The 18,196-nt window shown below is 37.0% G+C and carries 18 protein-coding genes and 3 pseudogenes; 11 read left to right on the plus strand and 10 right to left on the minus strand.

Translation table 11 applies throughout. From position 1 onward, the window contains the following. Positions 1-381 precede the first annotated feature (381 nt). The 4 genes and pseudogenes from MW688_RS10575 to MW688_RS10590 all read right to left on the minus strand — a co-directional run. Positions 382-555: pseudogene (locus MW688_RS10575) on the minus strand (4Fe-4S cluster-binding domain-containing protein); the annotation flags it as partial. Positions 556-666: 111 nt separating this feature from the next. After that, positions 667-2,948: pseudogene (gene pflB / locus MW688_RS10580) on the minus strand (formate C-acetyltransferase). A 149-nt stretch (positions 2,949-3,097) separates the two neighbouring features. Beyond that, positions 3,098-3,481 (minus strand): DUF423 domain-containing protein, encoded by a 384-nt coding sequence (locus tag MW688_RS10585; RefSeq protein WP_486735945.1) that lies wholly within the window; start codon positions 3,479-3,481, stop codon positions 3,098-3,100. A 7-nt stretch (positions 3,482-3,488) separates the two neighbouring features. After that, positions 3,489-4,244 (minus strand): HEAT repeat domain-containing protein, encoded by a 756-nt coding sequence (locus MW688_RS10590; RefSeq protein WP_486735947.1) that lies wholly within the window; start codon positions 4,242-4,244, stop codon positions 3,489-3,491. Between the two features lie 35 nt (positions 4,245-4,279). Between MW688_RS10590 and purQ the strand changes: the two genes are divergently transcribed. Next, positions 4,280-4,987: a phosphoribosylformylglycinamidine synthase subunit PurQ gene (gene purQ, locus MW688_RS10595; RefSeq protein ID WP_486735948.1), complete on the plus strand. Its 708-nt coding sequence runs from the start codon at positions 4,280-4,282 to the stop codon at positions 4,985-4,987. 43 nt (positions 4,988-5,030) lie between these two features. On the opposite strand, the gene MW688_RS10600 is transcribed toward purQ, so the two are convergent. After that, positions 5,031-5,522, minus strand: a complete 492-nt coding sequence (locus tag MW688_RS10600; protein WP_486735949.1) for a DUF4079 domain-containing protein — start codon at positions 5,520-5,522, stop codon at positions 5,031-5,033. Between the two features lie 479 nt (positions 5,523-6,001). Between MW688_RS10600 and MW688_RS10605 the strand changes: the two genes are divergently transcribed. The 3 genes from MW688_RS10605 to MW688_RS10615 all read left to right on the plus strand — a co-directional run bounded on the left by MW688_RS10605 (position 6,002) and on the right by MW688_RS10615 (position 8,470). Further along, a complete protein-coding gene (locus MW688_RS10605; RefSeq protein ID WP_486735950.1) occupies positions 6,002-6,649 on the plus strand; it encodes a hypothetical protein in 648 nt (215 codons plus the stop codon). A 2-nt stretch (positions 6,650-6,651) separates the two neighbouring features. Then, a complete protein-coding gene (locus MW688_RS10610) occupies positions 6,652-7,236 on the plus strand; it encodes a TIGR04376 family protein (protein WP_486735951.1) in 585 nt (194 codons plus the stop codon). 220 nt (positions 7,237-7,456) lie between these two features. After that, positions 7,457-8,470, plus strand: a complete 1,014-nt coding sequence (locus MW688_RS10615) for an alpha/beta hydrolase (RefSeq protein WP_486735952.1) — start codon at positions 7,457-7,459, stop codon at positions 8,468-8,470. Here the strand turns inward: MW688_RS10615 and MW688_RS10620 are convergent. The 3 genes and pseudogenes from MW688_RS10620 to MW688_RS10630 form a co-directional block, all read right to left on the minus strand. Further along, positions 8,437-8,706, minus strand: a pseudogene (locus MW688_RS10620) (oxidoreductase); the annotation flags it as partial. The gene MW688_RS10615 and the pseudogene MW688_RS10620 overlap by 34 nt on opposite strands. 7 nt (positions 8,707-8,713) lie before the next feature. Beyond that, a complete protein-coding gene (locus MW688_RS10625) occupies positions 8,714-9,550 on the minus strand; it encodes a hypothetical protein (RefSeq protein ID WP_486735953.1) in 837 nt (278 codons plus the stop codon). A gap of 83 nt (positions 9,551-9,633) precedes the next feature. After that, on the minus strand, positions 9,634-10,647 hold the full coding sequence (locus tag MW688_RS10630; protein WP_486735954.1) for a type I glyceraldehyde-3-phosphate dehydrogenase: 1,014 nt from the start codon (positions 10,645-10,647) through the stop codon (positions 9,634-9,636). Positions 10,648-10,908: 261 nt separating this feature from the next. Between MW688_RS10630 and murC the strand changes: the two genes are divergently transcribed. From murC to MW688_RS10650, 4 genes are all read left to right on the plus strand, one after another. Then, positions 10,909-12,222: a UDP-N-acetylmuramate--L-alanine ligase gene (gene murC, locus MW688_RS10635; protein WP_486735962.1), complete on the plus strand. Its 1,314-nt coding sequence runs from the start codon at positions 10,909-10,911 to the stop codon at positions 12,220-12,222. A gap of 4 nt (positions 12,223-12,226) precedes the next feature. Further along, positions 12,227-13,141 (plus strand): UDP-N-acetylmuramate dehydrogenase, encoded by a 915-nt coding sequence (murB, locus tag MW688_RS10640; protein WP_486735955.1) that lies wholly within the window; start codon positions 12,227-12,229, stop codon positions 13,139-13,141. Between the two features lie 123 nt (positions 13,142-13,264). After that, complete coding sequence (locus tag MW688_RS10645) at positions 13,265-13,612, plus strand: YbaB/EbfC family nucleoid-associated protein (RefSeq protein WP_486735956.1); 348 nt, start codon at positions 13,265-13,267, stop codon at positions 13,610-13,612. Between the two features lie 27 nt (positions 13,613-13,639). Further along, the gene (locus MW688_RS10650) at positions 13,640-14,125 is read left to right on the plus strand and encodes a low molecular weight protein-tyrosine-phosphatase (RefSeq protein ID WP_486735957.1); all 486 of its coding nucleotides are present in this window, start codon (positions 13,640-13,642) and stop codon (positions 14,123-14,125) included. A gap of 142 nt (positions 14,126-14,267) precedes the next feature. Here MW688_RS10650 and pirA read toward each other — a convergent pair whose 3' ends face one another. Then, positions 14,268-14,675, minus strand: a complete 408-nt coding sequence (pirA, locus tag MW688_RS10655) for an arginine synthesis PII-interacting regulator PirA (protein ID WP_486735958.1) — start codon at positions 14,673-14,675, stop codon at positions 14,268-14,270. A 260-nt stretch (positions 14,676-14,935) separates the two neighbouring features. Next, complete coding sequence (locus MW688_RS10660) at positions 14,936-15,121, minus strand: DUF4278 domain-containing protein (RefSeq protein WP_486735959.1); 186 nt, start codon at positions 15,119-15,121, stop codon at positions 14,936-14,938. A gap of 554 nt (positions 15,122-15,675) precedes the next feature. Here MW688_RS10660 and MW688_RS10665 point away from each other — a divergent pair. The 3 genes from MW688_RS10665 to MW688_RS10675 all read left to right on the plus strand — a co-directional run bounded on the left by MW688_RS10665 (position 15,676) and on the right by MW688_RS10675 (position 18,014). Further along, positions 15,676-16,614 (plus strand): hypothetical protein, encoded by a 939-nt coding sequence (locus tag MW688_RS10665; RefSeq protein ID WP_486735960.1) that lies wholly within the window; start codon positions 15,676-15,678, stop codon positions 16,612-16,614. Positions 16,615-16,791: 177 nt separating this feature from the next. Continuing rightward, complete coding sequence (locus MW688_RS10670; protein WP_486735961.1) at positions 16,792-17,160, plus strand: 2Fe-2S iron-sulfur cluster-binding protein; 369 nt, start codon at positions 16,792-16,794, stop codon at positions 17,158-17,160. A gap of 26 nt (positions 17,161-17,186) precedes the next feature. Then, positions 17,187-18,014, plus strand: coding sequence for an inositol monophosphatase family protein (locus tag MW688_RS10675; protein WP_486735963.1), 828 nt, complete (start codon positions 17,187-17,189; stop codon positions 18,012-18,014). Positions 18,015-18,196 lie beyond the last annotated feature (182 nt).

An 18,196-nucleotide genomic window follows, 5' to 3' on the forward strand; every position in this document is an offset into this window, starting at 1 on the left:
CGTAGACCTTACATGCCCAGTTAGGGTACACTTCCATACGATAAAAGGTATTCCTATTTATGTATCCAAGTTCAGCTTTAAATAGTTTATTTAGTTGATAATACACGCGCCATAGATGTGCCCTATCCTTCACAGATAAAGCAGTCTTGATGGTCTGCGGTAATCTTTCACTATTATATCATTGCTAAACAATAGTTGGTCGAGATTTTCTCTAATAGCGCACTAAACGACTTATCATCAAGGGGAAAACACAGTAATTATGTCTCAATTATCCCTTTGTCCCTAATTGTCAACCGACTAAAAATTCCCCATTATGACTATTTAGCTAATCAAATGAGCAAGTTTTAGCAGTAATGAGTAAATATTTTTCAACTGTATTTAGCCCCCTTCTGGAGTTTTACAGTCAGGATTATGGCAGTATAGACATCTTAAGGGACATCCTTGGGTAAAAATTACATAGCGAATGCCTGGGCCGTCTACTGTGCTACAAGTTTCTACAGAGTGAATCCTTCCTCTTATTGAATTTTCTTTGAGTGTAGATTTTTGGGATACCATAAAAAACTATTATTTATAACTCTATTTGCAGTTTACCTACACACTGAGAAAAAAGTGTGTAGGTAACTATTTTTATTTACTTATTTTTTACATCAGATACAAGATCTGAACTTAGATGCGTTCGTGGAAGGTTCGATTAATTACATCTAGTTGTTGTTCACGATTGAGTTTGATGAAGTTAACGGCATAACCAGATACCGAATTGTTAATTGGGGATATTCTTCAGGACGATTCATGGCATCAATCAAGGTTTCACGGTTGAGTACATTGATGTTAATATGATGTCCTGTTTCATGGAAATAGGCATCTAAAATTCCTACGAGGTTATTAACTTTGTCTTCATCGGCTTTACCCAAGGCTTGAGGAACAATAGAGAAAGTATAGGAGATACCATCTTGAGAATGTTCGTAGGGTAACTTAGCTATAGAAGACATAGAAGCGATCGCCCCTTTTGTATCCCTTTCGTGCATTGGATTTGCCCCGGGTGCGAAGGGTTCTCCGGCTTTACGTCCATCTGGAGTGTTACCTGTTTTCTTCCCATACACCACATTAGAAGTTATAGTTAATATTGATTGAGTGGGTACAGCATCGCGATAGGTTTTATTTTTGCGGATTTTGTTCATAAATCCGGTTAAAACTGCCGTGGTTATTTCATCAACGCGATCATCATTGTTCCCGAATTTAGGATAATCTCCTTCTACTTGATAATCTACCGCTAGGCCATTTTCATCACGGATTACTTTTACTTTACTATATTTAATTGCCGCTAAAGCGTCTCCCACTACCGATAGTCCCGCCATACCACAGGCCATAGTTCTGTATACATCTCTGTCATGTAGAGCCATTTCTATGCGTTCATAACAGTATTTATCGTGCATATAGTGTATGACATTTAGGCTATTTACGTATAGTTTAGCTAACCAATCCATCAACAGGTCAAATTTAGCAGTTACTTCATCATAGTCGAGATATTCTCCGGTAACTGGGGCATAGGGAGGAGCGATTTGTTCTCCTGATTTTTCATCTTTACCACCATTGATGGCATATAGTAAAGCCTTAGCCATATTCACGCGGGCGCCGAAAAATTGCATCTGTTTACCTATTTTCATAGCTGAGACACAACAGGCGATCGCATAATCATCTCCCAATTCTGGACGCATGAGGTCATCATTTTCGTATTGAATTGAGCTTGTATCGATTGACACCTTAGCACAATAGTTTTTAAAACCTACTGGTAGTTGTTCTGACCAGAGTATAGTTAAATTAGGTTCAGGAGCTGGTCCTAAATTATAGAGAGTGTGTAAGAAGCGGAAGCTATTTTTAGTTACTAGAGGGCGTCCATCTACTCCCATACCTCCAATTACTTCTGTAATCCAGACAGGATCGGCGGCGAACAGTTGATTATATTCAGGTGCTCGTAAGAAGCGCACCATCCGTAGTTTCATCACCAAATGGTCAATTAATTCCTGGGCTTCAGTTTCTGTCATCACACCTCGTTCTAAATCTCTAGTAATGTAGATATCCAAGAAATTAGAAATCCGTCCTAGAGACATGGCTGCACCATTTTGTTCTTTTACAGCAGCTAGGTAACCCAAATATGTCCACTGTACAGCTTCTTGAGCATTAGCGGCGGGTTTACTAATATCAAAGCCATAACTCTCACCCAATAGTTTCAACTCAGCGAGGGCTCTAATTTGTTCAGAAATTTCTTCTCGGAGACGAATTACCGATTCATCCATGAAATCATATTCTAAAGACAACAATTGTGCCTTTTTGTCTTCGATGAGAAAATCTACTCCATACAAAGCCACTCGGCGATAGTCACCAATAATGCGACCACGACCATAGGAATCTGGCAATCCAGTTATGATACCTGAGTGTCGCGCTTTGCGCATTTCGGTGGTATAAGCATCAAAAACACCATCGTTATGAGTTTTACGATATTTAGTAAAAATCTCTTTAGTTTCTGCTTCTAATTCATAACCATAAGCTTGTAAAGATTTATAAACTACCCGAATACCTCCATAGGGCATAATTCCCCGTTTTAGAGGTTTATCTGTTTGCAAGCCGACAATTTTTTCTAAATCTTGGGATATATAACCTGGACCATAAGCTGTGATACTTGAAGGTATTTTGGTTTCTACGTCTAAAATTCCTTTTTCTCTTTCTTGACGCATCAACTCTTTTACTTCATCCCAAAGAGTTTCTGTTGCTTTAGTTGCAGGAGTTAAAAAAGATTCATCCCCAGTATATGGAGTATAATTTTTTTGAATAAAATCTCTGACATTAACTTCTTTTGTCCATTTACCAGTTGTGAATTCTTGCCAAGCTGATTGAGTATCTGATTCAGTTGCGGGAAAGTTGTGATTTTCTTTTTTTGTTGCGCTAAACATAAGACTAAATAAGTGTGATAATTGCGTATACACTAGCCTCCCTTACTTTTTAAATTAGCACAGTAGTCAATTTGACTTTATCGCCTCGAAAGCTTTTCCACAATTGCTTTATATTGCCTTTTTGTTTAAATTAAAATTTATGTAAATTTTTATATATTTTTTAACTGCAAAACTGCAAAGGCAAGACAACCCCAACCGATTAAAAAAGCTATACCCCCTATAGGTGTGATTAAACCTATTAATCTAATTCCGCTTAAACTCAAAGCGTATAAACTCCCAGAAAATAAGACAATACCAACAATAAAAGCGTATCCTGCTACTTTCAGAAGATTAGAATCAGTTTCTAAACTAGATAAGGCTAAAGCTACAAATAAAATTGCCAAGGCATGATACATCTGATACTTGGTACCTGTTTCAAAAATTTCTAAAGCTCTTTCACTCAGTTGCTTCTGCAAAGCATGGGAGGCAAAAGCCCCTGCCGCTACTGCTAAGCCTGCTAAGATTGCTCCCAATACCATTAATATTCTTGTCATTTTTGATTTAAATCCAGCCTTCGGCTTCTAACTCTTCAATCATTTTTAACCCTCGGGGATCGCCTACTTTTAATAATGCTAACTTAGCATCTTCTTTGACTCCTAAGTCTTCATCTTCCGCTAAAGATTCTATTAAAGCATCAATTGCTGTAGCATAAACAACATTGGCGGGTAAATCGCGACAAACTTGTCCCACAGCCCAGGCACAATTACTGCGCACAGCAGCGACAGGGTCTCTTCTTAAGCCTTCAATCAAAGGGGGTACACTTACTACTAAGTTTTCATAGCTTAGTTGAGCAATTTGCACTAAACTACTAGCAGCCCAAAGTCTTACCGCCGCAATATCAGTTCTTAAAGCTTTAATTAATGGTTGTAAAGCTAAAGTGTTGTGATTATTTCCTAGTGCCCAAACTACTCCCTTACGCACATACCCATTCCAATCTTCTTGTAAAAGCTTAATTAAGGGTTCAACTGCTTGAGGAGTTGTATTTCTTCCTAAAGCATAAGCAGCACTGACTCTAGTTAAAGGACAAGGATCAAGAAGTAAATTGATAAGATAGGGTATAGCTCGATCATCTTTGATTTCACAAAATGCTCTAGCAGCAGTAATTCTTTGGCTAGAATGATTACTTTGCAACAACCTTAGCATCTCTTCGGGATTAGGAGGAGGTGGTGCTGTCTCTTCTTCAATCGCTTCTAGAGAATCTAGAGGACTATCTAAGTTTTCAAGATTATCTATTAAGCTTAAGTCTTCTTCATTCATGTTATCATTTGTTTGGTTGGTACTTGTCTAATTTTATGAAATTTGGCGTTATTGTTTTTCCTGGATCTAATTGCGATAGCGACGTAGTTACAGTTACTCAAGGTATTTTATCATACCCTACTCGACTAGTTTGGCATCAAGAGACTAATATAGATGATTTAGATGTAATTATTATTCCCGGTGGTTTTAGTTATGGAGATTATCTACGCTGTGGGGCGATCGCACGCTTTTCTCCCATTATGGGCAGTGTTATTGACCATGCTAACCAAGGTAAATTAGTTCTGGGTATTTGTAATGGTTTTCAAATTCTTACCGAAGTTGGTCTGTTACCCGGCGCTTTAGTTCGCAATCTTAATTTACATTTTATCTGCGATCGCGTTTCTTTGCGTGTAGAAAATAACCAGTTACCTTGGACCACAAAATATACCCATCAACAAGTAATTACTTTACCTATTGCCCATGGGGAAGGACGTTATTATGCTGATCAGGATACTCTCAACATGTTAGAAGACAATCAACAAATTGTTTTTCGCTATTCTAACTCAAGGGGTGATATTACTCCTGATGCTAACCCCAATGGTTCCATATCTAATATTGCTGGTATTACCAATTCTCGCAAAAATGTTTTAGGCATGATGCCTCATCCTGAAAGGGCAGCCGATCCTTTTTTAGGTAATATTTTAGGTAATACTGACGGTAAATTATTATTTGAAAGCTTAGTTAAAAACTTAGTAGAAATTTAATCAACACAAATGGGAGTAAAATAACTCCCATTTTTTTAGTTAACTATAAATTAGACAGAATCTTTTGGACGATTTGCATTCCACTAACTGCTTGCCAACCAAATAAACCTAATAGAGATACATTGAGAGCAATATGAGTATAGCGAGCAAAACCATTCCCTTTTTGCATATATGGTACTAAAGAGGCAGAAACAGCAATTAAACCTGTCATACCTAATCCTACTAAGAGGTGGGGACCAAAAAACAGTTTACCATTGTTTATAAAGGTAACTGCCATACCCCCAATCGTACCTAATACCATAAAGGCTAATAATACTGACCCTAGTTGGTGGTGCTTAACTTGAAAACCTTTGCTTACTAATTCTTTTCTAGTTTCTGCATCAACATTACGAATCCTTCTAATCTGTATTCCTGTATAGAGTGAATAAACAGCAATTCCTAATAAAATCCACATCAAAATTGGATGGCCAAATTGTGACCAAGTTTTTACACTTTCTGGAATCCCTTGTATAGTTTCTGGTACTTCTGCTAACATTGTTTTGTGTTACTCCTGCTTGGCTTAATTAATTATATATTCACAAAAATTAACATAACATAAACTATAGTGATTTGTTAAAGATAACTCCGTAGGCGATCGCTACTTAATCTCAATCTAAGAAGTGTAGATTCCTTTTTTAACCTATCCTTTATAAACATCTTTCTTAACATAAAACTTGATAAAAACACCAACTTGTGAATGAGTGCTTTTTCAGATTTTGTTTAAGAAAATAATGTATAAAAAAATACATTATTTAGGGAATTAAGTAATTTTACTTAAAAAGTTTCTCCCTGCTCCGGTGCTCCGGTGCTCCCGTGCTCCGGTGCTCCCGTGCTCCGGTGCTCCCTGCTATACAAGGGTTTCAGAGTTGCTTACAAAAGATAGCTTTTTTGACTGCGGCAGTTTCCAGGGCAAATTTTGACCAAGCAAGTAATGTTAAACTGTAATTATTCAAACTTTATATTATTAAAACTATTATGCTTAAATTAGATAAAATTCTATTTATCTGTAGTTGTACCTATTTAATAGGTGTACTCGGATGGTTAGGAAGTCAAAACAAACTACCGTGGTTAAATTTACAATTAATCTCTGTATCAGCGAAAGAAACCAAGTTAGCAGATCAAGAATTTGTAGCTTACTTACAAAATTCTCTGGAAAATATAGACCGCCAAGTTAATTACCAAGAGAAAAATAGAGACAAAAATACCCCCCAAACCACACCAGAAGACTTTGCCCAAAAACCACAAAAGCGAAGACCTGAGTTACAAAGAGTATACTTACCACTCTATCAACCACCGACTATTATTGCTCAACCTACCCCACCCCCACCAGAAATTCCCCCACCACCACCAGCAATGACTCCACCCCCAAATATCACTCCTAACGTAGAAACAGGACCAATAGCCGCTACAGCCAAAGAAACTAACTGTATTCTGATAGGATGGTTAACAATAGAAGATAGCGCGATCGCTCTTTTTGCCCTCGATGATGGAGTAACTGAAAGAGTAAAACCTGGTGAAACCATAGGTAATACGGGGTGGACCCTCATTGACATAGTCAGTGAAAAAGCTTTAGTGCAAAAACAGCAACAAATAAAAACTATTTCTGTAGGACAAGCATTTTAAACATGAGTTTATTTGAAAAGGTTAACCGCTTTCTCGAAGACCAACTAGATAATTTTCTCAAAGGAAATCCCCTTCTAGAAGCAAAAGCATTACTAGAACAACTTAAAGAACAAGAGAAAGACTTACTTAAGTTAATTATTCAACAACAAAAGGAACAAGAAAACATACAGCAAAATATTCTCAGTGTTGCTCAGGATATTCAATTGTGGCACTCCCGGGTAAAAAAAGCCCAATCCCGGGGAGAAATGGAGTTAGCCCAAAAAGCCCAAGAAAGAGAAAATAGCTTGCTATACCAGGGGAATTTACTTTGGGGAAAAATGGAAGGAATCAAAAAACAAATTACCCAAGGCAAAAAGTTACTGAAAGATATTCAAGAAAAACAAGCTCAAGTTAAACAGAAGATTCAAACTCAAGAAGTTGCTAAAACTACTTCAACAAATAACACCTGGAATGCTACCAGTAAATGGGATTATACAAAAAATTACGATAATAATATTAGTAAAAATTATGATCCTCTAGACATAAAATTTCGGGAGTGGGAAACTGAAGCCGAATTAGAAGAAATGAAACGTAATTTAGAAAGATAGCGTTTACTGAGATCAAAGCATCTCTACGAAAAGTTACTGATGTAGTGAAATGTAGAATGTAGAATGTAGAATGTAGAACGGACATCTCACCATGAGTGAGTCAACTTCGCTCATCCCTGTCATCTACTGGGTGAGCGTTCCCAGAGGCGAGTCAACCTCGCACCTAGTCCCACCGCTGTTCTCTTACCTCATTTTAACTTTTAATTAAGCCCACCTACTTATGAGTAAAAAGATATTCCATTTCACAACTTCTCTTAGCTTAGGAGTAGTGTTATCCCTGGTTACATCCCTGCCCCTAAAAGCGGCTGAACGCTTATTCTTTATCGTTGGTCCCCTCAATTTATCCTTAAGAATAGAGTCTTTAGAAAAATTTGCCGAAACAGGAGAAGTCAATCAAGATTTAGGCTTTTATTTCCGCTCGGCAAATGCTAACCTAGAACAACAACAAGCCTTTCGAGATGCTTTAAAGAAACCAGTTAACCTAGAAAATCCCCTTCATATCTCCCGTTTCTTTAATAGTCCCACAGGAGAAGCCTTGTTAACTCGCATTGGTTATTTATTGCAAATACAGGGGGGACGAAATGGGAAATATGCCATTAGAGGGGCCTTAATCACCGCAGCATTAGATAAAGAGGAGGGGTTGACCCTGATCAACTTTCTCCGTCAATTACCCACCAATATGCAAATAGACGTAGAAGAAGTACAAAACGCCGCTAGGTTAATTGAAGCTTTAGATAGGGGAACAAGGGTGTTACTCGCAGAAATGGAGCGATTAACCGCAGAAGATGCTCAAAATAATCCGATTGACTTTTCTACTTTGCCTAACTTAACTCAACCAGGAAATTATGGTATTTCTCAACCCAACACTTGGTTGTTGAGCGATTCTAGGCGCGATCGCACGTTCAATGTTATTGTTTATCAACCCCAAAGATGGCGCAAGGGAAAAACCCCTGTTGTACTGATTTCTCATGGTTTAGGGTCACAACCTGAAGATTTTGATCACTGGGCGCAACAATTAGCTTCTTATGGCTATGTAGCGGTCTTAGTTCAGCATATTGGCAGTGATGCACAACAAAAACAAGCCTTATTGACTGGGTTTTCCCGTGAGTTGTTTTTGTTGAATGAATTTGTTGATCGTCCTCAAGATATTAGTTATGTGATTGATGAGTTAGAACGCCGGAATAACCGTGAATTTGAGGGAAGTTTCCAAGCTTCTGTCTGTTCTTCATTATAAATCCCTGGTGATTGTTCCCAACCAATTCCTTGAGTCGAAACTACAGTGGCTTCACTAATAATTAAACCAGCCGAAGCCCTCTGTTGATAGTATTGGGCCATCATTTCATTAGGAATTCTTTCAACTCCCGCACGGGCGCGAGTTAATGGCGCCATTACTACCCGATTTTTGAGAGTTATTTTGCCCATATTTAGAGGACTAAATAAATTTGTAGAAGATTCTAGTTGAGTAGTCATAATTTAGTTAATCTAAGTGTTTTTGAGAAATAATTTTTAGGTGAGGACGTGGTTGTAAAACTTGGGGAGAAGCTACAACTTGTTGATATCCTTTTATATTTAAGCTTATATTCGAGCTAGGAGGTTGAATTACTCCACACCAAGCTGAGTATAGTTTGGTGGTCATTGTTTTTATCTGCATCAGTTTTGTATCTCGGTTAATATGAAGGCGCTGATGCAGAGGAATACTCCCATAACCCTGGTAAGCCCCTACTAATGCTCCTGTTAAAGCTGCTGCTAGGGGAATTGTTTTGGCTCTATTCACTGCTGTTAGATAATCATAGGGTGTGGCACTGAAGCAGTATATGGCCATGTTTGTTGCTATTTTTTCTAGATTTTTTTCTTGGTTATATAGTTGTTTAGCTACTAAGTTAATTGAATAATTGCTCTTGGAAAAAAACTGTAGCTGTTCTAACTGTGCTTGCACAAAGGGATCAGGGGAAGATTGTTGCAGTTGTGAGAGTATATGCTGAGGAGATAGGCGATCGCGCAAAGCTAGAGTCATCGCCCTAACCCAAAGCAACAAGCTTGAATCAACATTTTGCTCCCCTACTAGGGCAGTAAGCTTTTGAGTTAAAAATTGAGGTTGATCGTGAAAAAAAAGAATAAGAGGTAGATTGGCTAAAGCCTGTTGACTAATAGCTAACTTATTGGTGGTCATTAATTCTGAATTAATAGCGCCTGAGGTAATTAAACTATTGGCTTGACTCAGAGCTAAATTTTGCCAGACTTGTTCTTGACCAATATTAGGAATTAAACTTCCTAATATTGCCCCTTGGAATTTAAATAGAGTTGAACAAAGCATAGAATAAGTAGAGCCTTATCAAAATAAGTTTTATTGATGTGCAAATAAAATCTTTACTTGCACACCAATCTTATTTACTTAAATTATTGCCACTTGTCAGCTACAACTTCAGCGAGATCGACAACTCGTTGAGAATAACCCCACTCATTATCATACCAAGCTACCACTTTAAGTAAATCTCCACCCATTACCATAGTTAAACTAGCATCGACGATTGAAGAACAATCATGTCCTCGGAAGTCAGAGGAAACTAGAGGTAAATCATTATAAGCGAGGATTCCTTTTAGAGACTTCTCAGAAGCTTCTTGGAGAGCATCATTTACTTGTTCAGTAATTGTGCTTTTTTCTACTTGAGCAACTAAATCTACCACAGAAACATTAGGAGTGGGTACGCGCAAAGCGATACCATTGAGTTTACCCTTCATTTCTGGAATAACTAGGGCTACAGCCTTAGCAGCACCTGTGGATGTAGGTACAATATTCATGGCAGCAGCACGAGCACGACGTAAATCCCGATGACTAGCATCTAGTAAACGTTGGTCCCCAGTATAACTGTGTGTAGTTGTCATAGTTCCTTTAATAATGCCAAAGTGATCGTTGATAACTTTAACTATTGGAGCTAAACAGTTAGTTGTACAACTAGCATTACTAATTACATTATAGTCTTCGTGCTTGTATTCTTTTTCGTTGACTCCAACTACAAAAGTTCCCACATTACCACCTTTGCCTGGAGCTGTAATTAAAACTTTTTTCGCTCCTGCTTGCAAATGTTTAGATGCTCCTTCTTCGGTAACGAATACTCCAGTAGATTCAATAATCAAATCAACATCCCAAGCAGACCAAGGTAAATTTAGGGGATTGCGATCCGAAACACATTTAATGGTTTTACCGTTGACAGTTAGAGAATTATCATCATATTCGATTTCGGCGTCTAATTTGCCTAACATAGAATCATATCTGAGTAGATGAGCATTAGTAGCTGGATCGGAAGTATCATTGATCCCTACTACATCTAAATTAGTGTTGCTGCGTCCTACCCAGCATCGAAGAAAGTTACGTCCAATACGTCCAAACCCGTTGATTGCTACTCTAATCAATTTTCTTGCCCTCTCTATGTTGACGTCTAAATTAATTTTTTCTTAATGAACCCAATCATATAATAAAGTATGAACAATTCGATCCCCTAAATTTAATAAACAAAGAAAAAATAATTATTGCTACACTAAATTTGAGGAAGATTCTTTGATGGTTAGTTCTTTATAATTTAACCTCATTGTAGGTGTGAGGAGTCAAAACAAGTGCAAACAGTTGATTTTAACGGTAAATCATTTCATTTTATTGGTATAGGTGGGATTGGCATGTCTGGTCTCGCTTATATACTAGCTAAGCGTCGTTTTCTTGTCTCGGGTTCTGATATTCGACTGAATCATATCACTGAAAAGTTGCAATCAGTAGGGGCAAAAATTTTTAGTGAGCAACAAGCAAGTAATTTAGAACAAGTACCTAAATCACCTCAAATAATCTGGTCAACAGCAATTAGTAACCATAATAGTGAATATCTAGCCGCCATTGAGAGAGGATTACCAATTTTTCATCGCTCTGATTTATTGGCAGCTTTAATCCAAGAGTATGATAGTATCGCTGTATCAGGTACCCACGGTAAAACAACTACTAGTAGTTTAATTGGTTATTTACTCCTGAAAGCTGGTTTAGATCCCAGCATTATTGTAGGAGGAGAGGTAAAGGAGTGGGGCGGTAACGCTCGTCTAGGAGAAGGAAATTTATTAGTGGCAGAAGCTGATGAGTCCGATGGCTCTTTGATTAAACATGTACCTAAAATCGGCATAATCACTAATATAGAATTGGACCATCTAGATCATTATCAAAATTTAGAAGAATTAATCGCCACATTTAAAACATTTGCTCGCCAGTGTGAAACTTTAATTGGTTGCATAGATTGCCAAATAGTTAGAGAGCAAATTAAACCTGAGATAAGTTACAGTTTAGATCCCTATAGGGAAGCAGACTACATAGCAACAGAAATTACTTACAGGGGAAAATATAGCCAAGCTAAAGTGTGGGAAAAAGGCAAGTATCTAGGAATAGTAAATTTACAAATTCCAGGGAAACATAATATAAGTAATGCTCTAGGAGCAATCGCTGTAGGCAGAAAGTTAGAGTTAAACTTTGAAACAATCGCAGAGGCGATCGCCAATTTTACCGGGGCTAAAAGACGCTTTGAAGTAAAAGGTAAATACATGGGAGCAACTCTCGTTGACGATTATGCCCATCACCCCAGTGAGATTACTGCTACCCTAAAAGCGGCACGTCTGCAAGTAGAAACAAACTCCGTAAACAGAATTATAGCGATTTTCCAACCCCATCGCTATAGTAGGACTGAAGCCTTGTTAACAGAGTTTGCTACTGCTTTTGCTGAAGCAGATTTGGTGATAATTACAGATATTTACGGCGCCGGAGAAAATAACCCTCAAAAAATAACTGGAGCAACACTAGCCGATGCAGTTAAACAAAATCATGATCAGGTTATCTATCATGATGATTTATCAACTTTAGCAGAGCTTTTGAAAACCAAGTTACAAAACAAAGATTTAGCACTATTTTTAGGCGCAGGCAATCTTAATCAAGTTATTCCTCAATTAATTGCTCAATAAATATATGAATATATCTCTAATAAATTCTGGCGATAAATCAAAAAACAGGTTAATTAACCCCCAAATATCCCTAGCAGAGTTAACATCATTGCGAGTGGGGGGAAAAGCAGAATGGTATACAGCACCGAGAAATTGGTCAGAATTAGAAAAAATATGGGAATGGTATAACAAACAGAGAATACCATTAACTATATTGGGGGCGGGGTCAAATTTACTAATAAGCGATCGCGGAATTGCTGGCTTAGTATTAAACACTCGTTACTGGCGTCACAGCAACTTTGATACAGAAACAACTCAAATAACGGTAGCGGCGGGAGAGCCAATTGCCAAAGTTGCCTGGCAAGCAGCAAAAAGAGGCTGGAAAGGATTAGAGTGGGCGGTAGGTATTCCCGGCACTGTAGGAGGTGCTGTAGTGATGAATGCAGGAGCACACGGCGCAGCCACTGCCGATTGTCTAGTGGCAACAAAAATTATCTCATCTGATGGCCAAATAGAAATACTCAAAAATGAAGATCTAGCCTATCAATATCGCTACTCAAAACTACAAAACCAAAATAAATTAGTTTTAGAAGCAACATTTAAACTAGAGTCAGGTTGGGGCAAAGAAAAAATGCTAGAAATAACTAATAAAAATCTGAAAACGAGAACCAAATCTCAGCCCTACGACCGCCCTAGTTGTGGTAGTGTTTTTCGTAATCCTCCAAACTATGCAGCAGGCTGGTTAATTGAGCAATCTGGCTTAAAAGGATATTCTATAGGTGATGCCCAAGTAGCCCACCGTCACGCTAATTTTATCCTCAATTGTGGTCATGCTACTGCCATGGATATTTGGCAATTAATTAATCATATACAGGCTACAGTAGCTAAAAACTGGAATATAAATTTAGAAACAGAAGTGCAAATTCTTGGGGAATTTTGACCCTAGATTCTTAAACCTATCTAACATCCTTGAGTATAATATGGAACCAGTCTTTGATATAATTAGAATAGGACTGTAAAATCTCAAGTACAATTATAATTTAAGAAAATAAGTTTAGAGATTATGAATAAAGAAGGTAAAGGCTTCGGTTTCGGAATTAACAAAATGAAACAATTTGCCACAGCTTTACAAAAAGCTCAGCAAATGCAAGAAGATGCTAAAAAGCTACAAGAAGAACTAGAAAATATGGAAATAGAGGGAGAAAGCCCAGATGGCTTAGTAACCGTCGTGATGAGCGGTAACCAAGAGCCCCTCCGGGTAAAAATTGAGCCTCAAGCTTTAGAAAAAACCCCCGAAGAACTCTCTGAGATAGTAACTACTGCTCTAAAAGACGGTTATGCTAAATCCAAAGCAAATATGGAAGAGCGCATGGAACAATTAACTAGTAGCTTGAATTTACCTAATATGTAAATTAATGTAAATTAATGTGTAAATAAAATGACTTCCTATGCCATACTTTTTGTTTGTTTAGGGAACATTTGTCGCTCTCCTACGGCAGAAAACATTATGAAAAAGCTAGTTGCAGAAGCTGGATTAACAGAATCCATATTTTGTGACTCGGCTGGTACATCTAGCTATCATCTTGGCGCTCCTCCAGATAGAAGAATGACTGAAGTGGCTAAATCAAGGGGTATTAAACTAATTGGCAAAGCCAGACAATTTGAAGTGGCTGATTTTCAGGCATTTGACCTAATTTTAGCTATGGATAGGAGTAACTATCAAGATATTCTTTATCTAGATCCTCAAGGAAAATATCGTGACAAAGTTAAATTGATGTGTGACTTTGCGACAAAATATTCAGTTAAAGATGTACCAGATCCTTATTATGGGGGAAGAGAGGGATTTGAATTAGTTATAGATTTACTTCTAGACAGTTGTCAGAGTTTATTAAAAACATTACAAACATCTGGAAATCTTCCCTAACTCTCTTGTGATATCTTTTTATTAAACTATAAATATATGGTGCGTTAGGCGCTTACCGCCTAACGCACTCAAAAACCAGTACTTTTGTACTAAATTACCCCGAGAAAAAGTTGATTTTTTTGATGGGAGTTGTGTGAGTGAGTTATAAACTCAATTGCGCTGATTCTTTCTCTAGTAAATCAATAAGTTGCTCATCTCCTCTAGCTTTAGCTACAGTTAATCTATGTTCTAAACTACGTCTGATATTTTCTAAATGAATATGAGCAGATTGATTAACAGTTATTTTTTTTTGAGAATTAATTAGACAGTAACCTTCATAAGCTAAAGGTTTAGCTTTTTCTGGAGTGGGTATTTGCTGAAGAGGTAGAGGGCAAGTGCTATAAGCTACACCTCTATATTGTCGATAGATTTTTGGTTTAATATCTGGTATGTGTCTAGGGTATTTGTGATGCCAAACCTGACCTCTATATTTTCCGCCTATTTCTCTTTGGTCAAATTCTATAGTTGATGAAACTTGATCGTATTTAACACCACGGTAAGATAATTTCATTTTTAAACTCCTAATTATATTTTTATAGCAATAACTTATGTATTCACAGAAGGCACTCGCCAAACAAAAAATGGAAAAAGACAATAAATAACAATCTTTTAATTCTCTATCTCTTAGCCCATAGCTCTATAGTTAGGAAATATGTACATACAAGAGTGAGCAAGTAAATTTCTCGCTTTTGTGCTCAACTACACAAATCTTTATACCTATAGAATCCTACTCTGCTAATTTCCTCAGTTAAAAAGTATCTAGATTTAAACTTAATGTTGGTAATGGGCGCCACGATAAGTCAACTCAGAGGAGGAGGATTGACGGCGACGATATCTTTCTTTATAGTGGTGAGCTTTCCAACATGAGCCTCTATATTTACCCCCTACTTCTCCTTCGACTATATTGACTGTCATTGGCTCTTTTTCGTATTTGACTCCTCGGAATATCAATTTCATGGTTTTTCTCCTGATTGATTTATTTTTATTTTAGCATTTCCCCAAAAAAACTGTATATTTTGTTACTTTTTTTAAAATAAGTCATCAATCAATAACATTTGAAGTTTGAAACAAAGAAGAACAAACAAAGAAAAAAAAACTTCAGTAATCTTTTATACCAAGGAAAAAGAGAGCGATCGCTCTTCAACATTGTACCGGAAGCTTTGTAATCAATGTTATCTTTAAAGTAAGTAGGATGCAACTTTTCAGGTCGCACCCTACCTACTTAAAGATAGCATCTCCACAAATCAAATAGACTGAAAAAACCTCCTGTATTTCATAATTGTTGGCCACAGAATCGCCAAAGGAGTAGATGATGCCATTAAAAATAGTTGACATTGTACTTAATCAAAGGTATCAAATTCTTAGTTTCCTGTGGCTTTAGGGATAGGATTAGCCTTAGGGGGATTTTGTGGTGTTTTCGGCTACTATAAAAGTTTCAATTTTAACGTGGAGTTCAAGACACCTATCGCCAGACAATTACGGCTAAAACGGTAGTTGGTACGTATGGTTATATGGCTCCAGAACAATACCAAGGCAGAGCTAATTTAGCTACAGATTTATATGGATTAGGGGCAACTTTAATATTTTTACTGACAGGAAATAATCCTACAGACCTTCCTCAAAAAAAACTAAAAATTGATTTTTGCCCCAAAGTGAAGATATCGAGTAAGTTTGTCGAGTGGATCGAAAAACTCATAGATCCAATTAGTACTAATCGGTTTGCTAATGCTCAAGAAGCTTGGGAAGTATTAGTAGGTAAAAGAAATTTAGTTAAATACAGTTCCCTGAAAATAATATCAGAAAAAGACAGAATCAAGGTAACTTTTTTGCCAATGCTTTTTAATCAAGCTAAATTCTCATCAAACATTTCGATGTATTTATTCATAATTACTGAGGTGATAACTCTAACTTCTATCTGGCTAGGATTAAGTTTGATTATGTACAACTATAAAGGTACAGTATTTAACTGGATTTGGTTTAGTTTAATCAGCTCGATATATATAATTCCTCTACTAAAAATCGTTAAACATCAGCTAATCTGGTTTATTATAGATATACTATTATATTTGGTAATAGTCGTTGCTTTGATGTATATTTCCCTGGTTTTTCTTGCTAATGATTTACAATGGATGACTTATTTTATTGTCAGTATTTTAATTCTAAAATTCTTTTTAAATAGAAGAAATAGACCTAATATTTTGAGGGCTCTTTTCTTAACAACAAATATAGCTATAGACTCTGAACAAATAATTGCCAAAACTTATCTATTTAATAAATTAATTAATACTTCTATGTGGCAGCGACGAGCAGTCAATATAACGGTTAATCATCAAGGTTTACAATTGACAAAAAGGTACAAGATAAAAGCTACTTTAGCTAGATTTGGTGCTTTTCTTAGCAAGCAGGAGAAATTGTGGCTAAAACAGGTTTTAAGCGATGAAGGTGAATAGTGTACAAACTAAATTAGGCTAAAATATTACTATAGCAGTACAAAAAAAGGTGTTTGACATATAAACTAACTGAACTATTCTATTTTTTAATCGCATCACGCATTTGTCGATTACGCAATCGAGTAAGATAAAATAAGAGAGGAAATTTCCATGAAATAACATTATTGTTAAATTAAAATGATACAAAAATACAGAATAACTGTAAAACATCGCCAAAAAGGAGAAATTTATAGTTTTTTAGCTTCAACGGATCGATATATACTCCATAGTGCTGAAGCTGAAGGTTATGATCTGCCATTTTCTTGTCGTAATGGTGCCTGTACAACTTGTGCTGCCAGAATAAATTCTGGTCAAGTATACCAACCAGAGGCAATGGGACTTTCACCAGAACTACAAGAAAAAGGTTATGCCCTACTGTGTGTAAGCTACCCTACTTCGGATTTGGAAGTAGAAACACAAGATGAAGATGAAGTGTATGAGCTGCAATTTGGGCGCCATTTCGCTAGAGGAAAAGTTCGCTTCGGATTCCCTCTAGAAGAAGATTAGGAGATATTAAAGAGATTGAAAGAATGATGAATGATTATCAGGGTGAAGAATTATCAATTTTTTTAGATATAGCGACAGAAGCTGTGTTAGCAGGTGGAGCTATACTAGCAAATTCCTGGGGAAAATTAGAAACAATCAAGGAAAAAGGACGCAAAGGAGATTTAGTAACAGATATAGACACTAAAGCCGAAAAAGCAGTATTATCAGTTATTCGACGCCATTTCAGTAAACATTCGATTTTAGCAGAAGAGTCAGGGGCGATCGCCTCACAAAATCAAGATTATCTTTGGGCAATTGATCCATTAGATGGGACTACTAATTATGCCCACGGTTATCCCATAGCGGCGGTTTCTGTAGGTTTATTGATAGAAGGAGAGCCGAAAGTAGGAGCTATTTATAACCCCTTTCGTCAAGAGTTATTTAGAGCCGCTACTGGTTTAGGGGCTACTTGTAATCGTAGTTCAATACAAGTATCTGAAACAACCAATTTATCAGATAGCTTGCTGGTATCTGGCTTTGCTTATGATCGCCGTGAAACCAAAGATAACAATTATGCAGAATTTTGTTATCTTACCCATCTTACTCAAGGAGTGCGGCGCAGTGGGTCTGCGGCACTAGATTTAACTGATGTGGCTTGTGGTCGCCTTGATGGTTATTGGGAAAGAGGTCTTAGTGTTTGGGATATTGCGGCAGGGATAGTAGTTGTCAAAGAAGCAGGAGGCAAAGTCAGCGCCTATGACCAAAGTCCTATAGATATTAATTCTGGGAGAATTTTAGCTACTAACAACAAAATACATAATTCTTTAAGTAAAGCTCTTTTAAATACTCCTCCTCTGGCCAATTGGTCTGAATAATAATTCGTAAACCTTCAGGGGCGTAACGAGATAATAACGGTTTCAAGCTCTTTTCTCACCTTAGATTACTCTAAATTACCCAATTTCTCAAAGTGACTAGAGGGCTCAAACCCTAAAATTTCTTACCCATATCTTGCACCAGAACTTATGTACTAAATTAACCTCAGAAAAAGTTCATTTCT

The organism is Johannesbaptistia floridana (genome assembly GCF_057440575.1).